Annotated in this window: 10 protein-coding genes and 1 tRNA gene; 10 read left to right on the top strand and 1 reads right to left on the bottom strand. The window is 64.8% G+C overall.

The features are described 5' to 3' along the window. Positions 1 to 13 precede the first annotated feature (13 nt). The 8 genes from DCG74_RS24050 (at position 14) to DCG74_RS24085 (ending at position 9352) form a co-directional block, all read left to right on the top strand. A complete protein-coding gene (locus DCG74_RS24050; RefSeq protein ID WP_172789087.1) occupies positions 14 to 1708 on the top strand; it encodes a flotillin family protein in 1695 nt (564 codons plus the stop codon). Positions 1709 to 1914: 206 nt separating this feature from the next. Then, positions 1915 to 2283 (top strand): hypothetical protein, encoded by a 369-nt coding sequence (locus DCG74_RS24055; RefSeq protein WP_172789086.1) that lies wholly within the window; start codon positions 1915 to 1917, stop codon positions 2281 to 2283. Between the two features lie 136 nt (positions 2284 to 2419). Next, positions 2420 to 2494: transfer RNA gene (locus DCG74_RS24060), tRNA-Asn, on the top strand. A 202-nt stretch (positions 2495 to 2696) separates the two neighbouring features. Continuing rightward, positions 2697 to 2876, top strand: coding sequence for a hypothetical protein (locus tag DCG74_RS24065; protein ID WP_172789085.1), 180 nt, complete (start codon positions 2697 to 2699; stop codon positions 2874 to 2876). A 136-nt stretch (positions 2877 to 3012) separates the two neighbouring features. Then, the gene (locus tag DCG74_RS24070) at positions 3013 to 3675 is read left to right on the top strand and encodes a protein-L-isoaspartate O-methyltransferase (RefSeq protein WP_172789084.1); all 663 of its coding nucleotides are present in this window, start codon (positions 3013 to 3015) and stop codon (positions 3673 to 3675) included. A gap of 204 nt (positions 3676 to 3879) precedes the next feature. Next, a complete protein-coding gene (locus DCG74_RS24075; RefSeq protein ID WP_172789123.1) occupies positions 3880 to 5265 on the top strand; it encodes a TolC family outer membrane protein in 1386 nt (461 codons plus the stop codon). Positions 5266 to 5567: 302 nt separating this feature from the next. Then, on the top strand, positions 5568 to 6335 hold the full coding sequence (locus DCG74_RS24080) for a PopZ family protein (protein WP_172789083.1): 768 nt from the start codon (positions 5568 to 5570) through the stop codon (positions 6333 to 6335). 140 nt (positions 6336 to 6475) lie between these two features. Further along, positions 6476 to 9352 carry a valine--tRNA ligase gene (locus DCG74_RS24085; protein WP_172789082.1) on the top strand — a complete coding sequence of 959 codons (2877 nt, stop codon included), beginning with the start codon at positions 6476 to 6478 and terminating at the stop codon, positions 9350 to 9352. A 2-nt stretch (positions 9353 to 9354) separates the two neighbouring features. On the opposite strand, the gene DCG74_RS24090 is transcribed toward DCG74_RS24085, so the two are convergent. Then, positions 9355 to 9957 carry a DNA-3-methyladenine glycosylase gene (locus DCG74_RS24090; protein ID WP_172789081.1) on the bottom strand — a complete coding sequence of 201 codons (603 nt, stop codon included), beginning with the start codon at positions 9955 to 9957 and terminating at the stop codon, positions 9355 to 9357. Positions 9958 to 10087: 130 nt separating this feature from the next. Here DCG74_RS24090 and lipA point away from each other — a divergent pair, with 130 nt between their 5' ends. Further along, positions 10088 to 11044, top strand: a complete 957-nt coding sequence (gene lipA, locus DCG74_RS24095) for a lipoyl synthase (protein ID WP_172789080.1) — start codon at positions 10088 to 10090, stop codon at positions 11042 to 11044. 6 nt (positions 11045 to 11050) lie between these two features. Next, positions 11051 to 11521 (top strand): type II toxin-antitoxin system RatA family toxin, encoded by a 471-nt coding sequence (locus tag DCG74_RS24100; protein WP_172789079.1) that lies wholly within the window; start codon positions 11051 to 11053, stop codon positions 11519 to 11521. Positions 11522 to 11542: the final 21 nt, after the last annotated feature.

An 11542-nucleotide genomic window follows, 5' to 3' on the forward strand; every position in this document is an offset into this window, starting at 1 on the left:
AGCGGAGAAAGCCATGTTCGACATCGCAGTCCCGGCCGTGATTGGCGTCGCGCTGATCGTCGTCCTGGGGATCGTCTTCACCATTCTCTACAAGCGCGCCACCCGCGACGAGGCCTTCGTGCGCACCGGGCTCGGCGGCAAGAAGGTGGTGCTCGACGGCGGCGCCATGATCCTGCCGATCTTCCACTCCTACGCCAGCGTCAATCTGAAGACGCTGCGGCTCACCGTCGAGCGCAAGGAGCGGGAATCCCTCATCACCAAGGACCGGCTGCGCGTCGACATCGTCGCCGAGTTCTATGTGCGCGTCCGCCCGGATGAGGAAAGCATCGCGCTCGCGAGCCAGACGCTGGGCGCGTTGACCAACGATGCCGAAGCGCTACGTAACCAGGTCGAAGCGAAATTCGTCGACGGCCTGCGCTCGGTCGCGGCGACCATGAGCATCCTGGAGCTTCAGGAGAAGCGCTCGGACTTCGTCAAGCACGTGCAGTCGACGGTCGAGTCCGACGTGAAATCGAACGGGCTCGAGCTGGAATCGGTGTCGCTGACCAAGCTCGACCAGACCGACGTCAAGTTCTTCAACCCGGAGAATTTCTTCGACGCCGAAGGTCTCACCCAGTTGAAGACGGTCACCGAGACCCGCCGCCGTGATCGCAACGCCATCGTGCGCGACAACGAGGTGGCGATCGCGCAAAAGGACCTCGAGGCGCGGCAGCAGACTCTCGGGATCGAGCGGACCAAGAAGGAAGCCGAGCTCTCCCAGGAGCGCGACATCGCCAACAAGACCGCGAGCACCCGCGCCGAGGTCGCAACCGCGACGCAGACCGCGCGCCTGACCGAGGAGAATGCCCGCATCGACACCGACAGGGCGGTTGCCGAGAAGGAGGCCGGCGCAAAGCAGGTCAAGGAAACCGCGGTCATCGAGTCGGACCTCGCGATCAACAAGCGCAAGACCGACGCCCAGCGCGAGATCCAGATCGCGACGCAGGAGAACGAGATCCAGATCGCAGCGAAGAGCAAGCAGACTTCGGAAGCCGTTGCCGAGGCCAAGGCCGCCGAAGCGCTCGCCGTCTCGGCCGAAGAAAAGGTCGTGACTGCACGCGCGGTCGAGGTCGCCGATCGCGCCCGTCTCACCCAGGTGCTCGCCGCGCGGACCGAGGCCGAGCGCAAGTCGACCGAATTGATCGTTGCGGCCGAAGCCGAGAAGAAGGCCTCGCTCGACCGCGCCGAGGCCGTCAAGACGCTGGCCACGGCGGAAGCCGAATCCAACAAGATCAAGGCAGTCGGCGTGCGCAATATCGGCGAGGCGGAAGCTGCCGTCATCACCATGAAGAACGAGGCGCAGAACAAGCTCGGCAGCAACGTGATCGATTTCGAGATCGCCAAGAAGCGGATCGAGACCATGCCCTCGGCCCTGGCCGAGATGGTGAAGCCGATCGCGAACCTCAAGGACGTCCGCATCCTGCACACCGGCGGCGCGTTCGGCGGCAACGGCGCCGGCGGAGGCAATGTGGGCTTCGGCGAGGGTCTCGCCGGCGAGCTGCTCAAGGTGCATGCGCTGCGCCCGATGATCGACGAGATCCTGCGCCAGAGTGGCTTTGCACCGGGCGACGATCCCGTCAAGGCGCTGGTCGGCGCCGTGACGGGCAAGAGCAACGGCGCGGCCGTGCCGGCGCCGGTGCCGGAGAAAACAAGCCCTGCCGAACTATGAATGCCCGTTCATTGCTGCGGAGAATTCCAACCGATAAACAGGCTGGGCGCGTCTCGCGTCGCGCAAACGTTCGGAAGTCCAGACCGATCGTCTCTTGAATCGTTCGATCTCGCTCCGGACTTGTCTTGAGGCAACGTTTTGTTTGCCGCAGCGCCTGCGTCGATCGACGTCGGGCGCTGAGACCTGTTTCGATCGGAGAATTTCACATGAAGCAATTTCTGTCTGGACTGATCGCCGTCAGTCTTTCGATCGCCGCTGCGCCGTCGCTTGCGGCCGATGCCCGCAACGTCACGGTCGTCAACGAGACCGGCTATGCCATCAAGTTCCTCGGCTTCAACGCGCCGGATGACGGGCTGGACGAATGGGAGAACGCACTCGACAAGGTGTTGCAGAACCAGGCCAGCACCTATGTCGAGTTCGACGACGACGACGAGGGCTGCGTCTGGAACATTCGCGTCGATTGGCAGAACTACGACGAGTCGGTGCTGTGGAAGAACGTCAATCTCTGCAAGTTCACCGCGCTCCGCTTGCGTTACGACCTCGGCACCAAGACCACCTCGTTCCTCGCCGAATAGTCTTTGCCCGGAAGGGCCGGAGGAGAGGCCATTCCAGGCCCCTCCCGAGCGCGTTGCGGATGATGACGAATTCGTCCTTTGCAAGCGCAAGCGGCTTTGTTATACGCAGCCGCGCGCGAACGAATGGTTCGCCTTTTCCTCGGTAGCTCAGCGGTAGAGCATCCGACTGTTAATCGGATGGTCGCTGGTTCGAATCCAGCCCGGGGAGCCAAATCTTTCAGATATTTCAATGATTTGTGTCCGCCTCCTCACGCGGCGCGCGATCTGCTTTCCCTGATCTTTGAACATTGCACCCGTGGTCCGGCGCGGAATCGGGGTCAAACAGATGTGTTTGCGTCGGCGTCGTCTCGCCATTGGGACGACTCAATTCACGTCGAGCGTGGATTTGCCGGACATTTGCGGAGCTGATTCCCATGCCAGAGATCCAGGTCGACCGTTCGGATATCGCCCCCTCGATTCTGCCGGCCGGCATTCCCGAGCTCAGCGACGATCAATGCCTCGCTTGTCTCGCGCGCGCAGTCGAGGCGCCGGATTCGGCTAGGCTGGACGAGGTCGCTGCCCTGATCGGCCGCCTGGCGGTCGCCATCGAATAGGGCTGGTCGGGCCCCATCAGGCGGGCTGCGGAGCGCGGTGCGCCACCGCCAACGGCCATGTTGCGTTTTGACCGAGCATGCTCCAAAGATGCCGCGATTTTTCTCCGCGGCATCGTCCGCATTGCAGGGTCCGCAAATGTCCGGTTTTTCGACCGCGCGCCAAAAAATGGTCGATGGCCAGGTGCGCACCAATGACGTCACCGACCGTCGTGTTCTCGATGCCATGCTCACGGTGCCGCGCGAAGCCTTTGTGCCGGCCGGCAGGCAGGCGCTGGCCTACCTCGATCTCGATCTCGACGTGAGCGAAGGCACCGCCAAGCGGTTTTTGATCAAGCCGGCGCTGACCGGCAAGCTGCTTCAGGCCGCCGAAATCGGCGAGGGTGACAACGTGCTGGTCGTCGGCTGCGCCACCGGCTATCTCGCCGCACTGGCCGCTAAGCTGGCGCGGCAGGTCACGGCGACCGAGTGCGATTCGGCTTTGGCCGCCAAGGCCGGGGACGCCTTCACCGCCCAGGGGCTGGCCAATGTCGCCTGCAAGGCGGCGGCCTGTACCGACGGGGATCCCGCTGCCGCGCCCTATGATGTGATTGTCCTCAACGGGGCGGCCGAAGTGCTGCCGGAAGCTCTGCTCGGGCAGCTGAAGGAGGGTGGGCGCCTGGTGGGGGTGTCGGCCGAATCGAGGCCGCGGCGCGCCGTGATTGTGACCCGTACCCACGGCGAATTCGGCCACCGGGCGCTGTTCGACGCCGCCGCCCCGGTCCTTCCCGGGCTGGAGCGCGCGGCTGCGTTTGTCTTCTGACGGCCCCAAAGCCGCCCCAAATCCCGTTCTGAATCAGAAGTGTGGCCGGGATGCTGCACGTGAAGAGTTTCCACTGAGAACTACCCTCGGGTAGTTCCGTCGCGCTTGGCCGCGTCCTATGTTGCGGCGGGGCAACGACTCCACTGATACGGTAACCCAGCTCGCGGGCACGAGTCGGGCGTTAGAATGAACGGAATTTCACGGATGCATGGGGTGAAGCTCTTCACCGGAGCTGCGGTTTCGGTCCTGCTGCTGGCGCTTGCCGGGCCGACGCCTGCCTTGGCGGATACGATCGATGGCGCGCTGGTGCGCGCCTATCAAAACAATCCGCAGCTCAACGCGCAGCGTGCCCAGGTGCGCTCGACCGACGAAAACGTGCCGCAGGCCTTGTCTGGCTATCGTCCTCGGGTGTCGATGACCGCGAGCGGTGGCTATCAATACCAGGATCTGCAGAGCGGCGTCGGCACTAACTCAATCCACGGAACCACCTTACCTCGCAGCGCTGGAATTACCGCTTCGCAGACACTCTACAATGGCAATCAGACCGCTAACAGAACGCGGGCGGCGGAGAGCCAGGTGTCCGGTGCTCGCGAAGCGCTGCGCAGCCTCGATCAAAGTGTGCTGCTTCAGGCCGCGACGACCTACATGGACTATCTGCGCGATGCGGCCACGCTTGAAGTCCAGCGCAGTAACGTGCGCGTGCTCGAGCAGACGTTGAAGCAAACCCGCGATCGCTTCAACGTCGGCGAAGTGACTCGCACAGACGTTGCGCAATCGGAAGCACAGCTGGCCGCCGGCAGGACGCAGGCCCTTACCGCGGAAGCAAATCTCACCACCACGCGCGCAAACTTCCGCCGCATCATCGGCAACGAGCCGGCAAATCTTGCACCCGGATCACCTGTCGATCGTTTCCTCCCCGCAACGCTTGCCGCAGCGATCGAGCTTGGCCTGATCGAGCATCCCAACGTCACGGCTGCGATGTTCGGCATCGACGTCAATTACCTGCAGGTCAAGGTCGCCGAAGGTGCGTTGCTGCCCACGATGACGATCCAGGCATCGGCCACACAGGCCAACGAACAGTCCTTGATTTCGTTGCGCTCGTTCAACGCATCCGCGATCGCGCAGCTCTCGGTGCCGATCTATCAGGGCGGCAGTGAATACGCGCTGATCCGCCAGTCCAAGGAAAACCTGGCGCAGCAGCGACTCAACCTCGAAACGACCCGCGACCAGACCCGTGCGACGGTTGTGCAATGGTGGGGCTCGCTGCAGGCCACCAAGGCGCAGGTCCAGTCGGCCCAGGCGCAGGTGGCGGCATCCGAGATCGCCCTGAACGGCGTACGTGAGGAGGCCAAGGCCGGCCAGCGCACCACGCTGGACGTGCTCAACGCGCAGCAGGCGCTGGTGAATGCGCGCGTTGCGTTGGTGACCGCGCAGCACGATCGCGTCGTTGCATCCTATAACGTCCTCGCTGCGGTCGGGCGTCTCTCGCCGCAAGTCCTCGGCCTTGCGACCACGGTCTACGACCCCAGCGTTCACTACCATCAGGTCCGCGACAGCTGGGCCGGCGTGCGCACGCCTGACGGGCGCTGATCCCGCAATCATCCGGTCGATCTCGCCAACAGCCGAGGTCGACCGGTGCTTTGCTTGCAATCATCAAAATCCCTGACATAGCCTTGCCAAGATGATGCGGGTCGATTCGCCCCGCGTTGATGTCGTGTGCGTAACGCTTCGGTGCCGGGGGCAGGGCACGCCGCTGCACGTTGAGCCGTGATCTGGGGACAAGTCGGGCTGCGGCGACGAAAATGACGGGCCTGTCGTTGCGGAACCGGCCAATCCTGCCGTGCTTGGTGTAAAACAACGCATGCGAGGGCGTTGATGATGTGGAGTCGGAGATGACGCAGCCTGCAAAGGTCACAGAACCCTCCATGGAGGAGATTCTGGCCTCGATCCGGCGCATCATTGCCGACGATGAGGCAAAGCCCCCGCCGGCCGAGGCCGCCAAGCCCGAGAAGGCGGCGGCGCCCGCCGCGCCGGCGAAGCCGCAGGCGATGAACGACATTCCGCCATCCAAGGTCGCTCCACCCAAACCCGCTGCCGAGAAGCCCGCTGCACCGCCGCCGGCCGCAAAGCCGGCGCCGCCACCTGCGCCGGCGCCCGCGGCGGACGCATCCAACAGCCAGGACGATATCGACGCGTTGCTGGCTGGCCTCGATGCGGCCACACCTGCGCCCGAGGTCCGCGCGCCCGAACCAGAGCCAGAACCCGAGCCGGACGTGCTCGAGCTGACCGACGACATGGCGATGGACCCGACGCCGCCTCCGCCGCCGCCGAGCTTCCGCAAGGTCGAACCGCGCGACGATCTCGAATTCGCCGAACCGCCGCGGCCCGCTCCGCCGCCGTCCTACGCGCCGGTGGACTTCGACGCGCCGCCGCTGCCCCCGCAGCAGCCGATCCTCGCGCAATCGACGGTCTCCGCGGTCGAATCCGCCTTCAACTCCCTGGCCCATACGGTGCTCAGCAGCAACGCGCGCACGCTGGAGGACCTGGTCAAGGAGATGCTGCGGCCGATGCTGAAGTCCTGGCTCGACGACAACCTGCCGGGCCTCGTTGAACGCATCGTGAAGGCCGAAATCGAGCGGGTCTCGCGCGGCGGCCGCTGAGGGCGGCCGACAGGCCCTCATAAAGCCCGGCTTGGGTGTCATATCCGCGCCCCGACCGGGCCGGAAAGCGCCGTTGCCGCCTCGTTTTTCCCTGACCTTTTCGTTGACTTGGCCCCCTCCCGCGGCTTTCTAGCAGCCCCATGATCGAGAAAAATTACCAGCCCGCCGATATCGAAACCCGCATGTCCGTGGTGTGGGAGGACAGCCTTGCGTTCAAGGCTGGCCGGCCCGACCGCCGTGATGCCGTGCCCTTCACCATCGTGATCCCGCCGCCGAACGTGACGGGCTCGCTGCACATGGGCCACGCCCTCAACAACACGCTGCAGGACATCCTGTGCCGGTTCGAGCGCATGCGCGGCCGCGACGTGCTCTGGCAGCCCGGCACCGACCATGCCGGCATCGCCACCCAAATGGTGGTCGAGCGGCAGCTGATGGAGCGTCAGCAGCCCGGCCGCCGCGAGATGGGCCGCGAGAAGTTTCTGGAGCGGGTCTGGCAGTGGAAGGCCGAGAGCGGCGACACCATCATCAACCAGCTCAAGCGGCTCGGTGCGTCCTGCGACTGGTCGCGCGAGCGCTTCACGATGGACGAGGGGCTGTCGAAGGCCGTCATCAAGGTGTTCGTCGAACTGCACCGCGAGGGCCTGATCTACAAGGACAAGCGGCTGGTGAATTGGGACACCAAGCTGCTCACTGCGATCTCGGATCTCGAGGTGCAGCAGACCGAGGTCAAGGGCAGCCTCTGGTATCTGCGCTATCCGATCGAGGGCAAGACCTTCAGCCCGGAGGATCCCTCGAGCTTCATCGTCGTCGCCACCACGCGCCCCGAGACCATGCTCGGCGATACCGGCGTGGCCGTGCATCCGGAGGACGAGCGCTATCAGAAGCTGATCGGCAAGAACGTCGTCCTGCCGCTGGTCGGCCGCAAGATCCAGATCGTCGCCGACGAGTATTCCGATCCTGAGAAGGGATCTGGTGCGGTCAAGGTGACGCCGGCGCACGACTTCAACGATTTCGAGGTCGGCAATCGCCACGGCCTGCGTCGCATCAGCGTGCTCGACAGGGAAGGCTGCCTCGATCTCCTCGACAATGAGGACTATCTGCGCGACCTGCCCGAAGGCGCCGCGCAATTCGCCGAGGAGTTCCACAAGGTCGACCGCTTCGCCGCGCGCAAGCGCATCGTCGAGCGGCTGGAATCGTTCGGCTTCGTCGAGCGGATCGAGCCCCACACCCACATGGTGCCGCACGGCGATCGCTCTGGCAGCGTGATCGAGCCCTACCTGACCGACCAGTGGTACGTCGACGCCAAGACGCTGGCGAGACCTGCGATCGCCGCGGTGCGTTCGGGCGAAACGACGTTCGTGCCGAAGAACTGGGAAAAGACCTATTTCGACTGGATGGAGAACATCCAGCCCTGGTGCATCTCGCGCCAGCTCTGGTGGGGCCACCAGATCCCGGCCTGGTACGGGCCGGACGGCAAGGTGTTCGTCGCCGAGACCGAGGAGGAGGCCGTCAGCCACGCGCTCGGCTATTACGTCGAGCAGGAGGTCATCACGGCCGAGCAGGGCCGCGAGATGGCGCTCGACCGCAACAAGCGCGAAGGCTTCATCACGCGCGACGAGGACGTGCTCGACACCTGGTTCTCCTCGGCGCTGTGGCCGTTCTCGACTCTCGGCTGGCCCGACGACACACCCGAGGTGCAGCGCTACTACCCGACCAATGCGCTGGTGACCGGCTTCGACATCATCTTCTTCTGGGTCGCCCGCATGATGATGATGGGCCTGCACTTCATGAAGGAGGTGCCGTTCTCGACCGTCTACATCCACGCCCTCGTCCGCGACGAGAAGGGCGCCAAGATGTCGAAGTCGAAGGGCAACGTCATCGATCCCCTCCACCTGATCGACGAATACGGCGCGGACGCGCTGCGCTTCACGCTGGCGGCGATGGCAGCGCAGGGCCGCGACATCAAGCTCGCCACCAGCCGCGTCGAAGGCTATCGCAATTTCGCGACCAAGCTCTGGAACGCGTGCCGCTTCGCGGAGATGAACCACTGCGCCGTGCCGGAAGGCTTCGAGCCGGCGAAGGCCAAGGAGACGCTGAACCGCTGGATCGCGCATGAGACCGCGCACACCACGCGCGAGGTGACCGAGGCGATCGAGGCCTATCGCTTCAACGATGCCGCCGGCAGCATCTACCGCTTCGTCTGGAACGTCTATTGCGACTGGTATGTCGAACTCGCCAAGCCCGTGCTGCTCGGTCCGGACAGCCCTGCCAAGGACGAGACCCGCGCCATGGTCGCCTGGGCGCGCGACGAGATCCTGAAGCTGCTGCATCCCTTCATGCCCTTCATCACCGAAGAGCTGTGGGAGGTGACGGCCAAGCGCGACGGCCTGCTCGCGCTGGCACCGTGGCCGCTGAGGCCGGTCGAGCCGACGCCGGAGCAGCTCGCGATGCTCGCGGTGACCACGGGACCGACCGATGCGCTCGTCTCGCCGGCCTGGGTGCTGCCGATCTTCGATCATGCCGACTTTGCCGATCCCAAGGCCGAGGCCGAGATCGGCTGGGTCATCGACCTCGTCACGCAGATCCGCTCGGTGCGCGCCGAGATGAACATCGCGCCGGCAACGCTGACGGCGCTGGTGCTTGCCGGCGCCTCCGCCGAGACGAAGGAGCGCGCGCCGCGCTGGACCGATGTCATCAAGCGCATGGCGCGGCTGTCGGATATCTCGTTCGCCGACCGCGCGCCTGATGGCGCGGTCCAGCTGCTGGTGCGCGGTGAAGTCGCCGCGCTGCCGCTCAAGGGCGTGATCGACGTCGCCGCCGAGCGCACGCGTCTCGACAAGGAGATCGCCAAGGCCGAGGCCGACATCAAGCGTGCCGAGTCCAAGCTGGCCAACGAAAAGTTCGTCGCCAACGCGGCCGAGGAGGTCGTCGAGGAGGAGCGCGAAAAGCGCGAGGCGGCGCTGGCCCGCAAGGCCAAGCTGCTGGAGGCGCTGGAGCGGCTGAAGCAGGCGTTTTAGGGCTACTTCGGAAACGGCTTGCTCAGAAACTTCGAGCCCCTGACGCCGTAGCGCCAGGGCAGCTCGACCGCCTTGGTGATGCCGATGCGGATGCCGGTTGCGACCTCCATCTCCTCCGTCCGCGCATGCAGTGAGATCGGCGGCCGATCCAGCGGCAGGGCGTTGTGCGCGATGGTGATGCCGAGTGCCTCGGTCAGCTTGCCCGGGCCCGAGCATAGCGCATGCACGTCCTGCAGGTGCCGGCGTCGGCGCATCGCAGCCAGGCCATGCGTCGGCTCCAGCGCACGGATCAGCACGGCGCTGGCCGAGCCTTCCTCCTCGCAAACGAAGTTCACGCACCAATGGATGCCGTAGGAGCGGTAGACATAGGCAAAGCCGGGCGGGCCAAACATGACCTGGTTCCGCGGCGTCGCCCCGCGGTAGGAGTGCGCGGCCGGGTCGGTATGATGATAGGCCTCGACCTCGACGATGATGCCGCCGACACCGTCGACCAGCATGGTGGCACCGATCAGGTCGGGTGCGACCTCGTGCACGCTGCGTCCGAAGAAGGCGCGCTTCAGGGGCTTGCCGAGCCGCGGTGGAGAAGTCTTCGAGATTGGAGCCATTCGAGGTGAGAATCGCCTGAGAACAGAGCAGGATATTGCCCATATCTGCCATGTTCCCTGAAGCGGGGCGAGCCGGGTTGCGATGCCGGGCCAGACCGACTAGGTAGGACCTGAACAGACCGGACACCCCATGGTCGTTATTGTCGATACCATCGCGAACCCGCTGCGCCCACGCCACCCCGAAAAGGTGAACCGCCCCGATTCCGCTTCGCCGCCGAAGCCGGACTGGATCCGCGTGCGCGCACCCAACACCCGCGGCTACGCCGACACCCGCAACATCGTGCGCGCGAACGGCCTGCATACGGTGTGCGAGGAGGCGGGCTGCCCGAATATCGGCGAGTGCTGGGACAAAAAGCACGCGACCTTCATGATCATGGGTGACACCTGCACCCGAGCCTGCGCTTTCTGCAACGTCAAGACCGGCCTGCCGAACGCACTGGATGCGGCCGAGCCGCAGAACGTCGCCGAGGCCGTGGCCAAGCTCGGCCTCGCCCACGTCGTCATCACCTCGGTCGACCGTGACGACCTCGCTGATGGCGGCGCCGAGCATTTCGCAGAGACCATCCGCGCCATCAGGGCCGCGTGTCCCTCGACGACGATCGAGATCCTGACGCCCGACTTCCTGCGCAAGGAGGGGGCACTCGAAATCGTCGTTGCGGCGAAGCCTGACGTGTTCAACCACAATCTCGAGACGGTGCCGTCGCGCTATCTCACGGTGCGGCCCGGCGCGCGCTACTTCCATTCGATCCGGCTGCTGCAGCGGGTCAAGGAGCTCGATCCCACCATCTTCACCAAGTCCGGCATCATGGTCGGCCTCGGCGAGGAGCGCCACGAGGTGCAGCAGGTGATGGACGATCTGCGTTCGGCCGACGTCGACTTTCTGACCATCGGGCAATATTTGCAACCGACCCGCAAGCATCACGCGGTGATGCGCTACGTGCCGCCGGACGAGTTCTCGTCCTACGAAAAGATCGCCTACACCAAGGGCTTCCTGATGGTGTCGGCGAGCCCGCTCACCCGCTCGTCGCATCATGCCGGCGAGGATTTCGCGAGACTGAAGGCTGCGCGGGCAGCTCACGCCCGCTGACGTACCATGCATCGAGTTTCGAGCAAGCACCGTGTCAACCACAGCGCGTCCGAGATGTTCGATCTGGTCGCCGATGTCGAGCGCTACCCGGAATTCGTGCCGCTGTGCAGCGCGCTGAAGGTGCGCCAGCGCATGGCGAAGCCCGACGGCACCGAGGTGCTGGTCGCCGACATGACGGTGTCGTTCAAGCTGGTCAAGGAATCCTTCACCAGCCGCGTGACGCTCGACCGCGCCAATCTGAAAATCCTCGTCGAATACCTGCAAGGTCCGTTCAGGAATCTGGAAAATCGTTGGACGTTCGAGCCCAAGGGAGAGGGCGTCTGCGACGTCGGCTTCTTCCTCGCCTACGAATTCAAGAGCCGCATGCTGGCGATGCTGATGGGCTCGATGTTCGATGCCGCATTTGCGCGGTTCTCGACGGCGTTCGAGAAACGGGCAGACGCGATCTACGGTCGGCCGAAGGTGGCATCGACGTAGGCACACTCTTTCCGCCGTCAT

The sequence above is a fragment of the Bradyrhizobium sp. WBAH42 genome (assembly GCF_024585265.1).
Lineage (GTDB): Bacteria > Pseudomonadota > Alphaproteobacteria > Rhizobiales > Xanthobacteraceae > Bradyrhizobium.

Bases quoted from the DNA above. Each gene is read 5' to 3' on its own strand.
- DCG74_RS24080 (WP_172789083.1), top strand. From the start codon at position 5,568: ATGACGCAGCCTGCAAAGGTCACAGAACCCTCCATGGAGGAGATTCTG.
- DCG74_RS24085 (WP_172789082.1), top strand. From the start codon at position 6,476: ATGATCGAGAAAAATTACCAGCCCGCCGATATCGAAACCCGCATGTCC.
- DCG74_RS24065 (WP_172789085.1), top strand. From the start codon at position 2,697: ATGCCAGAGATCCAGGTCGACCGTTCGGATATCGCCCCCTCGATTCTG.
- lipA (WP_172789080.1), top strand. From the start codon at position 10,088: ATGGTCGTTATTGTCGATACCATCGCGAACCCGCTGCGCCCACGCCAC.
- DCG74_RS24075 (WP_172789123.1), top strand. From the start codon at position 3,880: ATGCATGGGGTGAAGCTCTTCACCGGAGCTGCGGTTTCGGTCCTGCTG.
- DCG74_RS24070 (WP_172789084.1), top strand. From the start codon at position 3,013: ATGTCCGGTTTTTCGACCGCGCGCCAAAAAATGGTCGATGGCCAGGTG.
- DCG74_RS24100 (WP_172789079.1), top strand. From the start codon at position 11,051: ATGCATCGAGTTTCGAGCAAGCACCGTGTCAACCACAGCGCGTCCGAG.
- DCG74_RS24090 (WP_172789081.1), bottom strand. From the start codon at position 9,957: ATGGCTCCAATCTCGAAGACTTCTCCACCGCGGCTCGGCAAGCCCCTG.
- DCG74_RS24055 (WP_172789086.1), top strand. From the start codon at position 1,915: ATGAAGCAATTTCTGTCTGGACTGATCGCCGTCAGTCTTTCGATCGCC.
- DCG74_RS24050 (WP_172789087.1), top strand. From the start codon at position 14: ATGTTCGACATCGCAGTCCCGGCCGTGATTGGCGTCGCGCTGATCGTC.